Here is an 18943-nt window from a genome sequence, read left to right on the forward strand (position 1 = left end):
GTCGGGATCCGGACCCGGAACACAGAGTTCTTAGCACCATGCATTGCGATCGCTGAAGTAGAACGAGTTGACTTCGAATCGCTGGTCCCCGTAGTGCCAGGCATTGTTGGTCCGCCGGATATCGCCGACGACCTCGGCTGGTCGGCTCGTGGTGAAGATGTCTCCTGAGGTCTGCACCTGGTCGCGGAACCGGCGCAGGACCAGCCAAGGGATCGACCCCGGCCCGAAGCTGACCGCACCGTGGTGCTGAGACTTCGGGGCGAACGGGCCCTCGTCGGGAGTCATGTCCGCAACGCTGACATCGAGGTGCGGCCCGGTGCCGGGCGGACCGGTAATCCCTTGCAGTGCATAGGTCCAAGCGTCCTCGGGCAGGCAGTAGTACGAGCTGACCTCGTACAGGTTGCCGTCGTGCTCCCAGATCTCCACCTCGGCAGCATCGCACGGTACTGTCGGCGGCGCGGGTGGGTCGGTCGGGGCTGCGGCGACGGCCTTCAGAGGCTGCGCAAGTGTCAGGAGCCATCAACGGATAATTTCGGCGCGCACTCTTTCGTTCGGTGTCCCGATGTTCCAGAAGCGAACATTGCCTCAGCGTCGAGGTAGGAGCCGGTTCCACCGGTGATGGCCATGTCGAGCGGGCTCGAGCCCCGCACCCACAGCGCCTGCATCGTGACCGAGCCGCTCTCGAGCTGCATCGTGAGCAAGCACTGCGTAGTGACCTTTTCCCCGTCGACATGGATGGCTTGGCAAGTGCCTCCCCCGCGTCCGACCTTTCGCCCGTCCTTGATGGCGTTTCCGGAGAAGACATCCATATCGCCGATGCTCGTCCCCTGGGCATTGGGAAGCTTTGCCAGCCAGCCGATTTGAACGAGGGATCAATTCGCGAGCGATTGCTGCGGAAAATCGGACTTCAGCTACGAGCGGACTTGATCAGAACCGTGGGCGGGAATCCCTGAGCAGGACGTGAATGATCCTCGAGACGGCGAGTCCTGAGGCGAGGCCGATCAGTGCTGTGATGGCTCGGCTCCCTCGGTTGCCGATCGGACGGTAGCGGGCAGTGCCGTCGCGGATTTCGATGTAGCCCATGGCGCGTACGTCTGCGCCGCCGCCTTCGGCTCCGTCGCTGGATCCGGTGCGACTGTATCCGAAGCGTGCGCGGGCGACGGGGATGACGGTGATGCCCTCGGCAGTGACGGGTTCGCCGAAAACTGTTGCCGCATAGGCCTGTTCACCGAGAACGCCCGCCTCTTTCTGACGCAGTCCCGCAGAGATCGCCGCGACGTCCGCCTTGTCGATCGCACTGAACGAGGGGTAGGGCTCCTGTGCTGCCTCCATTGCCGTGAACCCTCTCCAACCGTCGCCGCCTTCCACCGAACAGTAACCGACAGCCGACAGCGGAAGTTGTCAGCGCGCCGCCCCCGCTGCCTTGAATCTGCGGATACCCCGGCTCAGTAATGGCTTGTCCCACAGGCTCGGTGGCGTGCGTTCGGGATCCATCAGTTCGTTCTCCGCCAGCGGACTGTCCTCGTTCTCGACGGTCGCCGGCTCGAATCGCATCAGGGTCCGGCCGTCGCCGCGCAACGCCTCGACGGTGTGCAGCAGCGACGACGTCTCGGTGAGGGTGGCGTCGAACTTGGCGGGTTCGGCAGCGAGATGTTCGCAGATCAGCTGGCGCCGGATGCCGAGGATGGTCTCGCGCAGCTGGTCACCGTTCGCGGTGGCGGGCGTAACCTCGACGGCCAGATCGCATTCGGTGTCGAACCCCATCGAACGGTTGTTGAGGTTCGACGATCCCACCCGCAGCAGTCGATCGTCCATCACCAGCACCTTGGCATGGACATAGATCGGGGCGCCGGCGTCGGTGACGGGGTAGTAGACGCCGAGCCGGTTCTCGGTGTCGGCCTGCCACAACAGATGCAGTAGGCGGCGGCGAGCACCGTCCATCGCTTGTTGTTCGAGCCAGCCGTCGGCGTGCCGCGGCAGCACCAGCACGATCTCCGGACCGTTCGGCTCGCGCAGCCGCGCGGCGATCGCCTCGGCGAGGGTGCGTGAGGCGAGGTACTGGCTTTCGATGTACAACGACCGCGTGGCGCCCGCGATCGCCGCCAGATACAGCGCCTCGATCTCCCTGACCTCGGCGCGGTCGGCGAGCTCGGGGAAGGTCCGCGCGATACCGACATCCACGGACCGCATCGTCGGCTCCAGCCCGTCCGGCCACGGTGTGTCCCCGGTGATTTCGTCGACCGCGGCCAATTGCTGTCCCGTCGCCGCCTGCCATCGGGCCCTGGCCAATTCGCCGATCGCCTTCGCCGCGGCACCGTCGACGGCGGTGGTCGCGTCGTGCCATGGTCCGTACCGGTTGCCGTTCGGCTTGGTGCGGAAGTGGTTGTCGTCGCGGTGGTCGCTGGTGTCCCAGCGGTCGACGGTCATGTCGATGCCGCCGCAGAAGGCGAGCGCGTCGTCGATCACCACGATCTTCTGATGGTGCGCCGAGCCCAGCGGGTGCGCGCCGTCCATTTCGAAATGCAGCCGTCGATCGGTGATCCAATTGACGACGAAGATCGGTGTCATCCCGCGGCTGATCGCGGCGAACGCACCCACATTCCATTTCAGCAGATAGATCTCGAGCTCCGGTCGCACTTTCGGCAGCCAGGACAAGAATCTGCCCAGCCGATCAGGTCCCTCGAGGGTCTTGCCCTGCGGTTCGAACTTGATCCGGGTATCGAAGTCCCAGCCGATCAGCACGATGCGCTTGCGGGCCTGCAACATCGCGGACTTGGCATAGCGGAAATAGTCTGCCGCATCGACGATGCACGCCAGCCGATCGGCCCGGGCGATCTGCCAGCAGGTGTCGCCGGGGGTGAGGATTTGTTGCTCGTCGCTCATGCTGTAGTCAGTTCTCCCGTCCGGCCGGACACCCGTTCCCGCAGGTGAACGATTCAGAGTACTGGTAACAGCCGAGAATTCAGGTACCGCGGCGAGGACGCAGTCCTCTGGCGCGGCCTGCGCGGTGCCGGGCCGGGTTGATCTGTTTCAGACCTCACTTTTTCGGAACACGTTCGTGCTGAGGTATTTCAGGCCGGAGTCCACCAGGATGTTGGTGTCGGGGGCGAGTCGTTGCCCGAGTTCGATGGCCGCAATGACGTTGACGCCGGGGGAGGCTCCGGTGAACAGCCCTTCTTCCGTCACGATCGTCGTGCCATGGCTTCGGCGTCGGCAGTGGGCACGGGGATGATCTCGTCGGGGAGGTCCGGGTCCCACATGGGCGGTGGGTAGCGAATCCCTGGACGCGACCGCAACCTGAGCACGCCGATCCACCGGCCGCTGCCTTCGCACATCGGTCCCCGTTGGTGCGAACGGGGCCGACAGCCGGTATGCCGTTGCCGTTGCCGTGTGGCCGACGTGGGACACAGGCAAACCTTCGGCTTCTACAACTCTCGTGGTAATGCTCGCCAGCGGCTGATCCGGCGCAGCAGTACGGACTCACTGTAAGCAGTATCTCCCCACGGCTGTGGTCCGTCGGGTTTGCTCGATCGGAGCTGGGGAAAGCACGCCAGGGGGATAGATACCGAAGGAGCTATCAGATGGCTAACCTCGACGCAATATACGAGAACGACACGGCCTCGCGTGACCGCGAGTCCGACGGCTTTTCTTCCGATGCGACACGGACCTCGCGCAGCCACGCTGGGGAAGGGATACAAGACGGCTACAACATCCCCGGCATCCTGTTGTGGGTAGTGGGTATCGCTGCACTCGGTGCGACGCTCACCGCGGCCGGGTCCGGCTTCCGTGGGTGGGCGACGATCGGCGCGATCGTGTGCGCAGTCTCCCTGCTGGGTGGTTCGGGCTGGCTCCTGCTCGAGCATCGTCGAATCAAGGCCAAGGAAGGACTTTCCCTGACCGACCAAGTCGGGCACTAGCAATGCGGAGCCGGCGCATTCTCCACGACGGGGTCGCCGACCGGGGTGTACTCGCCGGGTTATAGACCGTCTTCGTCGCGGTCGTGGCCTGGCGTGCGACCCCGTCGAGTCGAGGGCCTCCGAACAACGAACGGACCACGATCAGCTCCGCCAGGTCGGCGACGGTGCGTAATCCATCTGCTGGCCGATGGCGCCGCGAGTCGCTCGATGGTCCTCAACGACACCGGTTGTGCCGAATATGCGCGAGCAGCCGCACGAGCACTACTCGACGCCGCCATCCCAGCGGAGGCCGAGTCGCGGCCACGCTGAACCCCGCTACGCCAAGGCGTCCCGTGGGGATCGAGCGGGCCGAACTCGACACACGTAGTCGGCAGGTCGGACCTGCCTGGCGCAAAAGGCCATCGGCACGCAGGGTCGTCGAGGGGGCGCGTTTCGATTACTCCGCTGGGGTGAGTCGCGGGATCCGCACCAGCTCAGGAACGCCCAGCCTCTTGTTCGTCATGTCGACAGCCTTCTCCTCAGCCTCCGCCGCCTTGTCGGCGAGCGCCGAATTCGTGGGCTCCTCCATAGCCTTCGCGGCGGCGTCGGCGGCGGCGCGGGCACCGTCGAGGTCGATGGCGGCGTTGACTTGCATGACGAGATCGACGAGCTCGGCGGTGAGGGCGGCGGCACCGGCGGCGTATTCGGCGGCATGGTTGGCGTCGGTGCCTTTGTCGTCGGCGTCATCGGCGTGTTTTGAAGCCCCTAGGGTGTATTCGCCGAGCTTCTGACGGAGTTCCTGAATGGCGTCGGGGCCTGCTTCATTCTCGATCATACGCGCGGCGAGACCCTCGGCGAGAGCGTCGGTGACGGTCTCGCTCTGTACGATCGCCCATGCGCGAGCGGCGGCGCTGTAGGCGCGCTGACACGCCTGGATGATCAACTCCTTCTCCGCCGCTTCCCAAGCGTTCGCGCCAGTGCACTTGCCCTCCCACGGGGTTTTCGCGTGCGCCGGCGCCGAGACACCGATCCCGGTGCACAGCACCGCCGCGGTCATCGCCAATGCCGTGCACATCCTCCGCATACGAGATCCCATTCCAACCTCCGCTGATAGCGCCGAACTCAGGACGGCCGACCACACGCCCGAAACGCAGGATCGACACAGACCTGATTCGGAGCCGCACCTGCCATGGATGGGATACACCTTCATCACAACGCATTTTGCTGGCTGGGGTCACCGTATTCGGCGGCATCCAACCGTCGTTTCAAGCAGAACAGCGCTGCCTAATTGTTTGCACTGCAAGGCTTTTGGGTGCGGGGGCAGGGAGGGTTCAGTCCGGGCTGCTTGTCATATGGGCATGTAGCTGCTCGAGGATGCCCTGCAGGTTGCGCCGGCGTGCCGGCGTCAGGGTTTCCAGCGCCGCGCGGACGCCGTGCATCCGCTCGCGCACCTGCTGAGCGATCGCGGTGCCCTCGGCGGTGGCAACGACCTTCTTCACGCGGCGATCGGCTTGGTCGATGTGCCGCTCGACCAGTCCACGCTGCTCCAATCGATCGATGAGCAAGGTGATGTTCGATGCGTCACAGGACAAAGCTTCGGCCAGATCGCGCATTGCTCGCGGTTCGGCCAGCAGGAAGAGGAGCTTGGCTTGGCTGTAGGTCAGATCCAACCCCTGTGCCGCGGCGAGAAAGTCCTGTTGGTAGACGCGGCAGAACTCCGCGAGGGTCGCCATGACATCGAGGGCGGTCGGCGCGACCGGTGGCGAGGAGCGTGGCACAGTGCAAAGGTATGCCGAATACTTGATGAACTCAAGTTTCTCGACGGATGCTTACGCCCGTGACGCTCGACAGAATGCTTGACAAAATCAAACACTCTCGGATGTACTGTCGAGAAGTTGCTTGAGTTGCTCAACTATCTGGCGGCTCGAGCGCCCCCGTTAACCCTGCTCTTCCACAGACTGCGGCCGCCGACGGTGCTGGCACCGGCTCGGCGCCGATTTCGGAGACGATATGACCTCGGTAGTAGACACCACTCGGATCCGGCGGTTGCTGGATCGCCCGTTCACGGTCGGCGACCTGACCGTTGCGAACCGGATCGCGATGGCCCCGATGACGCGAAATATGTCGCCGGACGGCGTTCCGGGAACCGACGTCGCCGAGTACTACGCCCGCCGGGCGGCCAACAATGTGGGTCTTATCGTCACCGAGGGCACGTATATCAACCGGGCCGCGGCCGGCGCTTACGACAACGTGCCGCACTTCTACGGTGGGCAGTCGCTCGCCGGCTGGGCGCACGTGGTCGAGCAGGTGCACCTCGCGGGCGGCAAGATCATTCCGCAGCTGTGGCACACGGGAGTGGCGCGCACCGCGACCGAGCCGCCCGCCGAAAGCCCGTCCGGGGTGGGGCTGACCGGGGATGCGACCGGAAAAGCCATGACGCAGCGCGATATCGACGAGACGGTCGCCGCCTTCGCCGAGGCGGCGGCCGCGGCGGAGCGCCTCGGCTTCGACGGTGCCGAACTGCACGGCGCGCACGGCTATCTGATCGACAGCTTTCTGTGGAGCGGCACCAACCAGCGCACCGATGGCTACGGCGGTGACCCGGCGTCCAGGGCCCGGTTCGCCGTAGAGATCGTCGAGGCCGTGCGTGCCGCCGTCTCTCCCGGTTTCCCCCTCTTCTTCCGGCTCTCCCAGTGGAAGTCCGGGAACTACGAGGCCAAGATCGCGGAGAGCGCGGGCGAACTGGATCAGCTCCTGTCGCCACTGGTCGACGCGGGTGTGGACGCCTTCCACGCCTCGACCCGCCGATACTGGCTACCCGAGTTCGACGGCAGCGACCTCAACCTGGCCGGCTGGGTCAAGAAGCTCACCGGCAAGCCAACGATGACCGTCGGCTCGATCGGGCTGGACCAGGAGTTCGTCGGTTCCGGCGGCTGGCAGAAGCAAGCCGGCGTGGCGGGCATCGATCAGTTGCTCGATCGCCTCGAGCGCGACGAGTTCGACCTCGTCGCCGTCGGCCGGGCACTGCTGGCCAATCCCGACTGGGCCACCAAGGCGCTGCAAGGCCGCCTCGATGAGACGATCGCTTTCGATCGCGCAGTCTTGAAGTCCCTCAACTGATCCCAGCCTTTACCCATCTCGCTCGCTGGGCGAACTCGATGGACCGTCGGCAGGGATGCAGTGCATCGACTATTACTTGCTGGCAAGTTCCTTGTTGCAGGCGTTGAGGATTCGCCCGAACACATGGCCGACCACGGTTCTGGCGATCCTGCCTACGAGGGGACCCGCATCGATGGCGGTGGTCCAAGCCACCCCGGTCCCGCCCGGCACTGTTGTGAACGTCATCGATGCGCCCTTGTGCGGTATCGGCGGAAAACTGCGGTCGACGACATACTCGAACGAATGTGGTGGGTCATAGCTGGTGATTCGCTCATGGAAGTGACCGATCAGCCAGGTGTGCCGCCGGATCGCGCCGACCCCGTACGCCGCGCCTTCGCCCGGGCGGGTGAGCTTGTCACGCAACACCCAAGCTGTGCGTTCGTAATTCGTGGTGTCGGCACACCACTCGAAGACTTTCTCGAGCGGTGCGGCGATGGTGCGTTCGACAACGATGGTTTCCATATCGATCCCTCTTGGCGTTGTTCCGGACATGACTCTTGGACACCACTCGGCCCTCGACCGTGACATCGCGCGATGTGGTCTGCCTCACGGCACCATCATGATTCGGGTTGAGCGGCATCGACGATTCGTGGGAATCTGATCCTGCGCCCGGTCCCTTCGGGATGGCCACCGGCCTCCCGCTGTTCGGCGGTGAACTGTGTGAGCCGGGCGCGGACGTCGTCCGGCATCGCCGCGGTTCTCCTCGTCCCGAGGTCGACGTGCAGGTCCAGCTGTTCGGAGACGGCCACCCGTGTCCGGTCGCCGAGATTGCGCACCTCATGAAAGAAGTGCAGCCGCTTGGCATCTACCCCCAGCAGCCAGGAATCGACGGCCAGCCGTGACCCGTGCAGCACCTCTCGTTCGTAAGTCATGGCGGACTGCACGACGACCTTCCCGAACCCGGTTGTCCGGACGTACTCGTCTCCGAGGCCGAGCGCGTCGGTGAACGCGGCATGGGCGCGGTAGACCACGATCCCGTAGTGCTGGGCGTTCATGTGATTGTTGATATCGATCCACGCCGTATCGACGTCACATTCGAGGGATCACACACCGCCACCTTCCCCGCGCTGTCAGCAGTTACGAGGCTCAGGCTACAACCAAGCAATTGCTTGGTACAGCCGACGCCTTGCCTGCCATGTCCGAATTCGTTTCCTGCGGAAGGCGTTTTGAGCACTTGTGCATGGCCGCCGAGTCAAAACCACATCAGCTTGTGCTGTCGAATCACGCGACCGTCGAACGGCGTGCGCCGGACTGGTGCAGTCGCTCGCGAACGAGTGTGCCCGGAGTTTCGGACGACATCGACCGGGTAGATCTTGATTTTCTGCTCCGATCGACAGGTGCTTGTGCAGTGGCGTGGCAACAACGATGAACGAGCTCGATATCGAACGTGCGTATCTGATCGCCGGAGTCGCATTGTTGTTGGCGGCGACGCTGCCTCGGCTCTTCAAGGATCGGGCGATCACCGCGCCGATGCTCATGTTGGGGGTCGGGGCGGTCGGCGGACTGGTGATCGGGCCGACCGGCTTGCGGGCGGTGTCGCCGCTGTCCCATCCGACCGTGATCGAACACGTCGCGGAGCTGTGTGTGATCGTGGCGCTGATGGGTGTCGGGCTGGCCATCGACCGTCCGCTGCACTGGCGTACCTGGGGCTCCACCTGGCGGCTGCTGCTGATCACGATGCCGCTGTGCATCGCGGCCGTGGCGGTATTCGGGTGGTGGGCGGCGGCGTTGACGCCTGCCGCCGCCGTTCTGCTCGCCGCAGTGCTGGCGCCCACCGACCCGGTGCTGGCCTCGGATGTGCAGGTGGAGGGGCCGACGCCCGGCGGCGCGAGCTCCGCCGAGGAGGACGACGAAGTGCGGTTCGCGCTCACGTCGGAGGCGGGCCTCAACGATGCCCTTGCCTTCCCCTTCGTCTACCTGGCGATCTTCCTCGCCACCCACGGCTCGGTGCAGAACTGGTTCGCCGGCTGGTTCGCTTGGGAACTGCTCGGCAAGATCGCGGTCGGCGCCGTCCTCGGGGCAATCGTGGGGGACCTGCTCGGGCGCGGCTTGTTCCGATTCCCCATCGAGAACGCACGACTCGCCGACCAGGGCGAACCGATCGCCGCCTTGGCCGCGGTGTTCGCGGTCTACGGGCTCACCGAACTCGTCGGCGGCTACGGCTTTCTCGCGGTGTTCGCGTGCGCGATCGCCATGCGACGGATCGAGCGCGACAGCGGATACCACGAACAGATGCACAGCCTGGTCGAACAGTTGGAACATGTCCTGACGCTGGTAGTGCTGCTGCTCGGAGCGGCGTTGACCACCGGACTGTTGACCGCGCTGTCCTGGCAAGGAGTCGCACTCGGTGTACTGCTCGTTTTCGTCTTCCGGCCGTTCGCCGGGTGGCTGGCATTGCAGCGCTGCGACGAGATGGCGCCGAAAGAGCGCGCCGTCACGGCATTCTTCGGCGTCCGCGGTATCGGCTCGATCTACTACGTCTCCTACGGCCTGACCCAGGCGGACCTTTCCTCCGAAGCCGAGGCCCTGTGGGCGATCACGGCATTCACGATCGTCCTGTCCGTGCTCGTCCACGGTGCCAGCGCGGGCTGGGTGATGAAACATCTGGAGAACATCCGCGGCAAGGAGAGTGCCTGACGCGGTCGGAATCGTGCGAGCTGAACGACCTTGTTCCCTGTCGTTTGTGCGCCGGCAAGCCGGGTAGGGCGTCGATGGGTGGCTATCAGCCCGGCCACCCAGGCCGACCAGGAGGTATCAACCATGGCGACACAACGCATCGACAGCACTGCGGATGTCATCGACTTCCTAGTGGAACAACACAATCGGATTCGTCAGCTGTTCACCGAAACCGCCGCGGCGGTGACCCCGGAGGAACGGGAGCAGAAGTTCTTCGAGCTGCGTCGGCTGCTCGCGGTCCACGAGACCGCCGAGGAGGAGATCGTCCACCCGCGGGCTCGCCGTGCGCTCGACAACGGCGACGCCATCGTGGACGCCCGGTTGCAGGAGGAGAACAAGGCCAAGCAAGCACTGGCCGAACTCGACAAGATGAATGTGAACGCACCGGAATTCGGCGTGAAACTCGCTGCCCTGCGCGACGCGGTACTCAACCACGCCGGGCACGAGGAAAGCGAAGAATTCAAGCAGCTGCGCACCCAGCTCGACCAGGACGACCTGGAGCGGATGCGCGGCGTTGTCGAATTCGCCGAGAAGACCGCGCCGACCCGGCCGCACCCGGGTGTGGAGTCCGCACCCGCGAACATGTTCGCGGGACCGTTCGCCGCAGTGCTCGACCGTGTCCGCGACGCAATCTCGAAACCGCGTCAGTAATAACACCTTTCGCTAGGAGGTAGCACAAGCGGCGGTCGCGGCACTGCAGCCCAACCGCCGCTCACGTTGTTCAGCAGGCAACGGCCACTGCATGATTCGCTGCGGTGGTTGTCGTGGCGCTGCGCAGGCGGCGACGCATCGACCGAAGACTTCTCCGCCGCTGAACTCTGTGCTCGGGTATCACGATGTCCAGATCCGGCGTTGCGCAGCGAATGGGTCGGGTTCGACACGGCTCTGATCGGACCAGATCATCGTCTGCCGCTTGTCCAGTGTGTATCGGGGCCAATTCGAGCCCGGGTCACGGTTTTTGATGAAGGCGACCCAGGACGCGTGCATGGCGTCGGCCAGTGCTTGCGGCGGTGCATCGCCCTCCACGTCGGTGACGCCGGGAGCCTTCAGCAGATCGAACTCGAACGGCAGGTCCAAGCAATGCGCTGCCAGCCCGCGATAGCTGGGAGCCGTTGAGGTCCAGTCGAATTCGTACAGCCAGGTCGGGAGGTTCAGTCCGGCGCGTGCTTCGGCGACCTGATACGACGGTCCCCGAATGATGCTGTCGCTGATGGCTTGACCAGCCAGCTGGGTCGGGTCCGCGCCGGGATAGGCGGCACGGTAGGCGTCCATGTCGGCGCCTCGACCGGCGAGCGCGAGCGGGCTGGCGGCCGCCGCTTCCGGATTCTGCGCGAGCATGGTTGCCGCCATATTGAATTCATGCCTGGTGAAGCCGAGCAGCAGCGGAATGTCGCCGCCCGCACCGTTGCTCAACATCGCCGGTGTCGCGTCGGGGATCAGCCGGCCGTCGGCGAACGGTGCCAAGCCGAGCATCGGCACGCTCTCGCTGCCCGGCCCCGGCGCCTGGAGCGCGTCCTGCAGATCGAGCACCTTGTCCTCGGACAGCGCGCGTAACGCGGCCGCCGTCGCGGGCACCCCGGTGCGCCGGGTGAACAACTCGGCGACGGCGCGGCCCGCGGCGAGATCGTTCGGTTGGGTCACCGCCCCGGAGGCGCTGATGCCCGCACGGAACAGGCCACGCGCGGACGGCGTGGCCATCAGCGCCCAGACCGCCCCGCCGCCCGCGGACTGACCGGCGATGGTGACCTGAGCCGGATCGCCACCGAACGACGCGATATTGTCGCGAACCCACTGGAGACCAGCGATCCAGTCCAGCACCGCTCGATTGTCCGGAGCGCCGTCCAGGCTCAGGAAGCCATCGATGCCCAGCCGATAACCGACCGAAACCACCACCACGCCATCACGATTGAACGCGGTGCCGTCGTACCAGGGGCTGGCCGGGCTGCCCGCGACGAAGCCGCCGCCGTGGATCCACACCAGCACCGGCAGCCCGCGCGCCGACGGGTCGGGAGTGAAGACATTCAGGTTGAGGATGGCCGCACCTGGAATGCTCGGCTCCGGGATGGTGGTCACCGCACCCATCGATCGGCGCTGGGCGGTGGGCCCGTACGCGGTGCACTCCAGCGTTTCGGTCCACGGCGCGGGCGGTACCGGAGCGGCGAACCGCAACTCACCGACCGGCGGCTTCGCGAACGGCACGCCCAGGAACGCGATGCCGGTGTCGCGTCGGCTGCCCCGGACCGGACCGTATGTCGTCTGGACGACCTCCGACGGAGCGCGCTCGGACGAGCACGCGGCGGCCAATGCCAGCGCGCCTGCTCCGAGCAGCACCGTCCGGCGGGTCAGGTGGGGCATTGCGACCTCGATTCGTGTGTGGGTTGACCAAGGCATGTTCGCGGTTGCGCCGGAAATAAGTCAACGGTTGAAAAAATTCGTGACCAGCCTATTGTTGGATTGTGGAGACAAGTCCGGCACACGATTCGGTGGCCGTCCGCCGCCGCAACCTTGGCTCGGTGCTGCGCCACGTCGCCGAACACGGGCCCTGCGCGCGCACCGAGATCGCCGTGGCCACCGGCCTGTCGCACGCGTCGGTCACCACCCTGGTGGCCGACCTCACAGCCCGCGGGCTGCTGCGCGAAGACGGTGTGCTGACCAGCGGCGCCCGCGGGCGTCCGCGCCGCCTGCTCCGAATTGTCCCGCGCCGTGCGGTGACCGTCGCGGTGCAGATCAGCGCCGAACAGCTCCGCGTGGCCGTCGCCGATCTCGCGGGCACGATCGTGTGGCAGGACGCCGTGCCGCACCACAGTGCCGCAGGCGTGCCCGCCACCATGGCGGACGCGGTCGCCACCGCGGTCCGGCGGGCCGAAGCGGCGGCGCCACCCGGCGCGGAACTGGTGCGCGTCGCGGTCGCGATGGCGGGGCCGGTCGCCGCCGATGAGGCGCAAACCGTGCTCGTCGCACCGGATTTCGGTTGGTTGCGCCCCGTCCGACTACGTGCGCTGATCGCCGCCCGGCTGCCGGGGAGGACGTGCCCGATCGACGTGATCAACGATGCGAACGCCGCCGCCCTGGCCGAATACCACGCGCAGCCACGGCGACCGCGCGGCGTCGTCTACATCGCGGCGGGCACCGGCATCGGCGGCGGAGTGGTGCTGGACGGGCGCATCCACACCGGCAGCCACGGCATCGCCGGCGAGCCGGGCCACCTGCCCGTCGCCATCGACGGTCCGCCCTGCGCCTGCGGTGCGCACGGCTGCCTGGTCTGCTACGCGGGTCCCGAGGCGCTGCTCACCGCCGCCGGCCTCGGTGATCTGTTGCGGCGCAACGGACTAGGCCCCGCCACCGACCAGCTGACCCAGGCACTCGACCGCGGCGACGAACGCGCCCGCGCGGCAGCCGATCTCGCCGGACAGGCCTTGGGCACCGCGATACTGTCCATCACCGCCCTGCTCGACATCGACGAAGTGATCCTCGGCGGCACACTCGCGCAATGGTTTCCATGGTTGGAGCCATCGATCCGGCACCAGCTCGCCGGCCGCCGAGCCCTGGTCCCCGACATCGAACCAGCCGTCATCCCCGCCTGCCTCGGCACCGACGCCACCCTCCTCGGCGTCATCGAATTCGCCCGCCGCGTAGCCCTCTCCGACCCCACCACCGTCCCGCGCAGCGTCGCGGCCTCGAACCGTTCGGTGTTTCCCGCGAGCTAGGGGACCCCGGCCTTGGTCGCGGCCACGGCGTACAGGAGCGGAATGCGGGCGTCAGCAGGAGGGAGTCGCCACCATCCGCTGTCCGCATCGCGAATCATGCGTTCGAATCTGGGCCAGGGCAGCAGCTCGGTCTCCCGCAGCCGGGTGATGGTCAATCCCGCATGGGATCATTGGGTCTCGTCGACGCTGAGCAGTAGCAACGTTCCTGCGCTAACAATAGACAGCGACTGCGCCACCCCTGAAGGTGGCGCAGTCGGTTGTTCTCAGCTGGTTGACTTGTGCCCGAAGGTGTTTCGACCCGCGACTACTGTGCGGCGGTCTCCCGCTTCGGCAATTTCCACCCGGGACGGGGGAAGTGGCAGGTGTATCCGTCCGGGTAGCGCTCCAGATAGTCCTGGTGCTCCGGCTCGGCCTCCCAGAACGTGCTCGCCGGGGTCACCTCGGTGACCACCTTGCCGGGCCACAGCCCCGACGCGTCCACGTCGGCGATGGTGTCCAGCGCGATCCGCTTCTGCTCCTCGTCGAGGTAGAAGATGGCGGACCGGTAGCTGGTACCGATGTCGTTGCCCTGGCGGTCCTTCGTGGTCGGATCGTGGATCTGGAACAGGAACTCCAGCAGCGCCCGGTAGTCGGTCTGCGCCGGGTCGTAGATGATCTCCACGGCTTCCGCATGGCCCGGGTGGTTGCGATAGGTGGGGTTGTCGTTCTTCCCGCCGGTGTAGCCGACCCGAGTCGACAACACCCCCGGCTGCTTGCGGATCAGGTCCTCCATGCCCCAAAAGCATCCGCCGGCCAGAATCGCCTTGCGTGTGTCGGTCACGCGTCCTCCTTCGTGAACAGGGTCCGGTACTGTCCGTAACCTTCCGCCTCGAGGTTATCGAGGTGGATGAAACGCAGTGCCGCGGAATTGATGCAATACCGCAGGCCGCCTGCCTCGCGCGGCCCGTCGGTGAACACGTGCCCGAGATGGCTGCCGCCGTGCGCCGAACGCGCCTCGGTGCGAATCATCAGATGGCTGAAGTCCCGCTTCTCGACCACGTTCCCGGCGTCGATCGGCTTGGTAAAACTCGGCCATCCCGATCCGCTGTCGAACTTGTCGACCGACGCGAACAACGGCTCACCGGACACCACATCGACGTAGATACCGGGTTCGTGATTGTCCCAGTACTCGCCGGTGAACGCCCGTTCTGTCCCGTTCTCCTGGGTGACGTGGTACTGCTCAGGTGACAGGGCGGCGACGGCCGCGGGATTCCTGTTGTATTCCTGTGCCACATGACCTCCTCATATCGGCCCCACGTATAACCCGCGACCCGGTTCGGAAAGTCCCCGCCCAGCGGGACGTCACACTTGCGTCACCAGTGTGCCGCGTCGAGGGCCGACGCGTCGACGAATGAGCCGTCGACCAGCACCGGAACCGTCTTGCTCACGTCGATTTCGGTGGCGACGGCGACATCGTCGGCGAACCCGATCGCCGCCAACTCGCGGCCGGAGGCGCACTCGGCGATCAGCCGTGGCACGTCGTCGGTCGCGTCATAGCAAGTCTTGGCCGCCGCAGCCTCCGGCGACAGCGGCCCGGCGCCGTGCTCGGCGAGGGCCGAGATGACCGCGGCAGCGCCGAGCCAGTCCTCGATCGCGGGCCGCAGCACGTTGTGTCCCGGCCAGTGCTCGCCCGCGGCGATCACCGCGATCGGCCGCTCCGCAGTGCCCCAACCTTGCTCGACGATCCACCGGGCGACCGAGGACGCGTTCCGCAGGCAGGCCGCGATCACCGGCACGCCACGGACGGACGCCGAAATAGCCGACCCATTCGGCGAGGGCAACACCAGCCGGGCCGGGGCGGGTGCCCGCTGCAACGCCGCAGGAGACAGCGACCACGGCTGCTGTGCGGACGCGGCTTTACGTCCGACCGCCAGCCGCGCGCCCTGGCTCGCCGCGAACGCCGCGGCTGTCTCGTCGCGCCACGGATAGGGAAACACCCGCGTCCCAGCCTCGACCGCAACCGACACCGAAGTCGTGAACGACAGCACATCGATCACGACGAGCGCTGCACTATCGGGCCCGAGCGCTCGCGCGCCTGCCGAGCCCCACTCGATCCGAACTCCCCACGGAAGCTGCTTCGACCACTCCGGAATATCCGCCATGCACGCCCCTCTGTCAGCAGACCAGTGTGGCTTACACAACCTGCTTGCACCAACCGATCAGCTCGGCAGCGGGGCAACGCGAACCGGCTAGCCGAGGTGGGCGCTGGTGATCACCACCGGCTCGGCAGGCAGCCCGTCGCGCGGACCGCGCTCGGTGGGCGTGATGCCGGCGGCGACCATCCGATCCAGCACGTCCATGCCGCGCACGACCTGCCCGAGCACCGAGTAGTTCGCCGGAATATTGGCGAAGGAGTGCACGATGAAGAATTCGCTGCCATTGGTACCCGGCCCCTGGTTGCCCATGGCTACGGTGCCGCGCGGGTAGGTTTCGGTGCCGTCGACCTCATCGGGGAATTGGTAACCGGGACCGCCCTTCTCCACCTCGTAGATGTCGCCGCATTGCAGGACGCCGAGACGGGCGCTGTCGGTCAGCCGCCAGCATTGGCTCTGATCGTAGAACCGTTGCAGCACCAGGCTCGCCATGTTCTGCACGCCGCACGGGGCGGCGCCCGCGCGGTCGAGTCGCACGGTCACCGGGCCGTAGTTGAACTGGAACGTCACGTCCATCGTGCCCACGGCCAGCGCGACCGGCGGCGGTGGCAGCACCGGGCGGGCCGCCGGATTGTCCGGGGTCGGCGTGAAAGCGCACGTCACCACGGGCGGGCCTGCCGAGGCCGGGGCAGCGCCGGCAACCAGGCCGGACAACGATAGGACGGAGATGGCGAGCGCGGCGCCCCAGCGTGAGTTCATAGCGAGCAAGCTAGCGGATCTCACCGAAACAAGTTCGGCAAAGCCGCAATTCGGGCACGTTCTTGTTCGACCGGCTACTACCGCGTGGCGCTGATCAGCGGACCGAGACCGTCGGGGGCGAACAGATGCTCCGCGTCGGCGACCTGCTGACCGTTGACGAACACCGACGGGGTGGAGTTGACTCCGCCCGCCAGTACCTCTTTGGTCTTCACCCGCAGGTACGAGTCGTACTTGCGCTCGGTAATGCATTGGGCCACTGTGGCATCGGCGTATCCGGACTCCCTGGCGATCTCGATCAGCCGGTCGTCGGCCAGGCCGTCACCGCCTTCGGCGGGCTGGTTGTCGAACATCGCGACCAGCCACCCCTGGTACTTCGACAGGTCCGCCTCGGCCACGCAGAACGACGCGTTGCCCGCCCGGGACGAGTACTGATTGGTCGAGGCCCGGTCCAGGAACGAGATGACGTTGTATTCGACGATGGCCGAACCGCTGGCCGCCGCCTCCTGGAGGACTCTGGCATTGGCCCGGTCGAACATTTGGCATGCGGGACACTGCAAGTCGGCGACGACACGGACCACGACTTTCGCGCCGGGATCGCCGACCCGGACCGCACCGGTATCGGTGACGCCCGCGGGGGCACCCGGGAGTTGCGCGGAGTTCTGCACCGGCTTCGGCGTACCGACGACATCCTTGGTCAGATCTTGCGCAACGATCCCCACGCACAGTGCCGAGACGAGGATGAAAAGCACACCGCCTGTCACCAATCCGACGAGAACCTTGCGATTGTGCGCGGCGCGCTGCGACTCCGACGGGAGGCTCGACCAGTCGCCCTGCGTGGTGTTCACTATGTGCCCCCGTGCTTCTCGCCGCTCGAACAGTTTCGTTCCGCCACCCTAATGGTTGCCGATGGGGTTTGGGGCGCCGACCGGTCGACCCGCTCCCGAGCCGGAAAAGTAGGGTGGGGCCGGTGATTCGCACAGCCGCGTTGGCCCACGTCAGGGATCGTCGTCTGCTGCAGGCGCGATCGATCGGCAAGGAAGTCTTCTACATGGCGGGCGGGAAGATCGACCCCGGCGAGACGCCCGAACTGGCACTGCATCGCGAGGTCAGGGAGGAGCTCGGCGTCGGCATCGTGTCCTGCGACGAGCTCGGGGTGTTCCTGGCCGAGGCGTACGGGCACGCGTCCGGCACCCAGCTGCACATGACGTGCTTCACCGCGGAACTCGACGGTGACCCGCAGCCGACCAGTGAGATCGCGGAGCTGCGGTACTTCACGGTGAGCGAGTACGCCGCGATGGAGCATGTGGCGCCCGGGTCGATGCTGGTGTTCCGCAGGCTGCACGAGCTCGGTGCGGTCGACTGGTAGGCGGACCGAGTATTGCTCGACAGCGCGAGTTATCGCCCCTCATCGAGCGGGTATCGCGCGGCGAGTGCGGACCGATCGCCGACGCCGAAGTTCATGACGAGGTCATCGGCCACCTGAATCAGCACGTCGCGCCCCTCCACCGTGGCCACCCAGTCCATCGGCAGCGCGGAGACACCGTGCATCGCACCGATCAGGTTCCCGGCCACCGCGCCGGTGGAATCGGAGTCACCGGAGTGGTTCACCGACAGCAGAAGTGCCGCGCGCACATCGCCGGTCCTGGCCGCTTGCACGGCGCAGTACACCGCGATAGCCAGGCACTCCTCGGCGATCCATCCGCCGCCTATCTGCTCGACCTGTTCGGCGGCGGGCGCGTCCTCGGCCAACGTGACCGCTCGCGTCAACGCGTCGATTGTCTCCGCACTCTCCGGAATGTCGGTGAGTTGAGCAATGGTCTCCCGCACCGCTATCGGCAACTCGATCCCGCTCACCACCCGATCGACCAGTGCCGCGAACGCACCTGCGGCGAGGTAACCCGTGGGATGTCCGTGGGTCAACTGCGCAGCCCGCGCCGCGGTCGTGAACGCATGCTCGGGCCCCATCCCGGCCAGCCCGAACGGTGCGGACCGCATGACGGTGCCGCAACCTTTGGAGTGCGAATTCACCGGCCCGTTCGCGCCGAACGGCTCCGGCGCAAGATAACTCAGCGCCTGTCTGCGGAGCCCGGACATACACGCGTTCCCCGGCGCCCGCACCGCGTGCAGAAACGGCAAACTCACCAGCCAGCCATCACTGTCGGCCGCCGGACCCTCCGCCTGCTGAGTCTGTAACCAGCGCAGATACGCCCGGCGCAGCGCGGGCATGGGGTCGGCGCCCGGCACCGACCGCAATAAACCCTCCGCCGTGAACAAGGTCATTTGTGTGTCGTCGGTAATCTGCTGCGGCGCACCGTCATCGTGCTGCGGCAGAAAACCCGTTACTCCGTCCGCGCCGTATCGGTCGCGAATTTGCGTCAGCGTCTGGAATTCGATGGGCCACCCCAACGCGTCCCCGACCGCCCCACCCAGCAGAGATCCCCGAACCCGGTCGAAAATCATCGCGTAATCCACCATGAGACAACATCATTACCGACCGAGTCGGTCGGTGTCGCGCTGTCACATCAGTGGGCGCGTCGATCGCGGGACGCTTACGGGGCAGCAGATCGGTATCCGCTGAACTCACTTGCCAACCTCGGTGGCGCTTAACGAAGTA

The 18943-nt window shown here is 66.2% G+C and carries 22 protein-coding genes and 1 pseudogene; 6 read left to right on the forward strand and 17 right to left on the reverse strand.

What is annotated here, in order from left to right:
• Positions 1–30: 30 nt before the first annotated feature.
• From DMB37_RS38385 to DMB37_RS41120, 5 genes are all read right to left on the reverse strand, one after another.
• The gene (locus tag DMB37_RS38385; RefSeq protein ID WP_135236912.1) at positions 31–426 is read right to left on the reverse strand and encodes a hypothetical protein; all 396 of its coding nucleotides are present in this window, start codon (positions 424–426) and stop codon (positions 31–33) included.
• A gap of 83 nt (positions 427–509) precedes the next feature.
• Positions 510–809 (reverse strand): hypothetical protein, encoded by a 300-nt coding sequence (locus DMB37_RS38390; protein WP_135236913.1) that lies wholly within the window; start codon positions 807–809, stop codon positions 510–512.
• 118 nt (positions 810–927) lie between these two features.
• On the reverse strand, positions 928–1332 hold the full coding sequence (locus DMB37_RS38395) for a GerW family sporulation protein (protein ID WP_135236914.1): 405 nt from the start codon (positions 1330–1332) through the stop codon (positions 928–930).
• 69 nt (positions 1333–1401) lie between these two features.
• Positions 1402–2883 (reverse strand): phospholipase D-like domain-containing protein, encoded by a 1482-nt coding sequence (locus tag DMB37_RS38400; RefSeq protein WP_135236915.1) that lies wholly within the window; start codon positions 2881–2883, stop codon positions 1402–1404.
• A gap of 147 nt (positions 2884–3030) precedes the next feature.
• Complete coding sequence (locus tag DMB37_RS41120) at positions 3031–3186, reverse strand: hypothetical protein (RefSeq protein WP_206055118.1); 156 nt, start codon at positions 3184–3186, stop codon at positions 3031–3033.
• 395 nt (positions 3187–3581) lie between these two features.
• On the opposite strand from DMB37_RS41120, the gene DMB37_RS38410 reads away from it, so the two are divergent.
• The gene (locus tag DMB37_RS38410; protein WP_370465279.1) at positions 3582–3917 is read left to right on the forward strand and encodes a hypothetical protein; all 336 of its coding nucleotides are present in this window, start codon (positions 3582–3584) and stop codon (positions 3915–3917) included.
• A gap of 436 nt (positions 3918–4353) precedes the next feature.
• Here the strand turns inward: DMB37_RS38410 and DMB37_RS38420 are convergent, their stop codons facing one another.
• Together DMB37_RS38420 and DMB37_RS38425 are read right to left on the reverse strand one after the other, a co-directional pair.
• Positions 4354–4959 carry a hypothetical protein gene (locus DMB37_RS38420; RefSeq protein ID WP_135236917.1) on the reverse strand — a complete coding sequence of 202 codons (606 nt, stop codon included), beginning with the start codon at positions 4957–4959 and terminating at the stop codon, positions 4354–4356.
• 268 nt (positions 4960–5227) lie between these two features.
• Positions 5228–5674 carry a MarR family winged helix-turn-helix transcriptional regulator gene (locus tag DMB37_RS38425; protein WP_135236918.1) on the reverse strand — a complete coding sequence of 149 codons (447 nt, stop codon included), beginning with the start codon at positions 5672–5674 and terminating at the stop codon, positions 5228–5230.
• A gap of 232 nt (positions 5675–5906) precedes the next feature.
• Here DMB37_RS38425 and DMB37_RS38430 point away from each other — a divergent pair, with 232 nt between their 5' ends.
• Positions 5907–7016 (forward strand): NADH:flavin oxidoreductase, encoded by a 1110-nt coding sequence (locus DMB37_RS38430; RefSeq protein ID WP_135236919.1) that lies wholly within the window; start codon positions 5907–5909, stop codon positions 7014–7016.
• 72 nt (positions 7017–7088) lie between these two features.
• Here the strand turns inward: DMB37_RS38430 and DMB37_RS38435 are convergent, their stop codons facing one another.
• The gene (locus DMB37_RS38435) at positions 7089–7517 is read right to left on the reverse strand and encodes an SRPBCC family protein (protein ID WP_135236920.1); all 429 of its coding nucleotides are present in this window, start codon (positions 7515–7517) and stop codon (positions 7089–7091) included.
• Positions 7518–7612: 95 nt separating this feature from the next.
• Positions 7613–8071: pseudogene (locus DMB37_RS38440) on the reverse strand (thioesterase family protein); the annotation flags it as partial.
• A 349-nt stretch (positions 8072–8420) separates the two neighbouring features.
• Here DMB37_RS38440 and DMB37_RS38445 point away from each other — a divergent pair.
• Both DMB37_RS38445 and DMB37_RS38450 read left to right on the forward strand, forming a co-directional pair.
• A complete protein-coding gene (locus tag DMB37_RS38445) occupies positions 8421–9692 on the forward strand; it encodes a sodium:proton antiporter (RefSeq protein ID WP_135236922.1) in 1272 nt (423 codons plus the stop codon).
• Positions 9693–9815: 123 nt separating this feature from the next.
• Entirely contained in the window at positions 9816–10382 is a 567-nt protein-coding gene (locus tag DMB37_RS38450) for a hemerythrin domain-containing protein (protein ID WP_135238081.1), read from the forward strand.
• Positions 10383–10562: 180 nt separating this feature from the next.
• Here the strand turns inward: DMB37_RS38450 and DMB37_RS38455 are convergent, their stop codons facing one another.
• Positions 10563–12086 carry a carboxylesterase/lipase family protein gene (locus tag DMB37_RS38455; protein ID WP_135236923.1) on the reverse strand — a complete coding sequence of 508 codons (1524 nt, stop codon included), beginning with the start codon at positions 12084–12086 and terminating at the stop codon, positions 10563–10565.
• Between the two features lie 101 nt (positions 12087–12187).
• On the opposite strand from DMB37_RS38455, the gene DMB37_RS38460 reads away from it, so the two are divergent.
• A complete protein-coding gene (locus DMB37_RS38460) occupies positions 12188–13438 on the forward strand; it encodes an ROK family transcriptional regulator (RefSeq protein ID WP_135236924.1) in 1251 nt (416 codons plus the stop codon).
• Here the strand turns inward: DMB37_RS38460 and DMB37_RS38465 are convergent.
• From DMB37_RS38465 to DMB37_RS38490, 6 genes are all read right to left on the reverse strand, one after another.
• Entirely contained in the window at positions 13435–13593 is a 159-nt protein-coding gene (locus DMB37_RS38465; RefSeq protein ID WP_206055119.1) for a hypothetical protein, read from the reverse strand. The two genes, DMB37_RS38460 and DMB37_RS38465, sit on opposite strands and share 4 nt — an antisense overlap.
• A gap of 149 nt (positions 13594–13742) precedes the next feature.
• A complete protein-coding gene (gene msrA, locus DMB37_RS38470) occupies positions 13743–14258 on the reverse strand; it encodes a peptide-methionine (S)-S-oxide reductase MsrA (protein ID WP_167769071.1) in 516 nt (171 codons plus the stop codon).
• Positions 14255–14710 carry a peptide-methionine (R)-S-oxide reductase MsrB gene (gene msrB / locus DMB37_RS38475; RefSeq protein ID WP_107656227.1) on the reverse strand — a complete coding sequence of 152 codons (456 nt, stop codon included), beginning with the start codon at positions 14708–14710 and terminating at the stop codon, positions 14255–14257. The genes msrA and msrB overlap by 4 nt, the downstream gene beginning before the upstream one ends.
• Before the next feature lie 80 nt (positions 14711–14790).
• Positions 14791–15579 carry a 2-phosphosulfolactate phosphatase gene (locus DMB37_RS38480; RefSeq protein ID WP_135236925.1) on the reverse strand — a complete coding sequence of 263 codons (789 nt, stop codon included), beginning with the start codon at positions 15577–15579 and terminating at the stop codon, positions 14791–14793.
• Positions 15580–15666: 87 nt separating this feature from the next.
• A complete protein-coding gene (locus tag DMB37_RS38485) occupies positions 15667–16329 on the reverse strand; it encodes a peptidylprolyl isomerase (RefSeq protein ID WP_135236926.1) in 663 nt (220 codons plus the stop codon).
• A gap of 77 nt (positions 16330–16406) precedes the next feature.
• On the reverse strand, positions 16407–17174 hold the full coding sequence (locus DMB37_RS38490) for a thioredoxin domain-containing protein (RefSeq protein ID WP_167769072.1): 768 nt from the start codon (positions 17172–17174) through the stop codon (positions 16407–16409).
• A 122-nt stretch (positions 17175–17296) separates the two neighbouring features.
• Between DMB37_RS38490 and DMB37_RS38495 the strand changes: the two genes are divergently transcribed.
• Entirely contained in the window at positions 17297–17695 is a 399-nt protein-coding gene (locus DMB37_RS38495) for an NUDIX domain-containing protein (protein ID WP_370465280.1), read from the forward strand.
• Positions 17696–17724: 29 nt separating this feature from the next.
• Here the strand turns inward: DMB37_RS38495 and DMB37_RS38500 are convergent, their stop codons facing one another.
• A complete protein-coding gene (locus DMB37_RS38500) occupies positions 17725–18804 on the reverse strand; it encodes an ADP-ribosylglycohydrolase family protein (protein WP_135236929.1) in 1080 nt (359 codons plus the stop codon).
• Between the last annotated feature and the right edge of the window lie 139 nt (positions 18805–18943).

This window comes from Nocardia sp. CS682 (assembly GCF_004634405.1).
GTDB classification, from domain to species: domain Bacteria; phylum Actinomycetota; class Actinomycetes; order Mycobacteriales; family Mycobacteriaceae; genus Nocardia; species Nocardia ninae.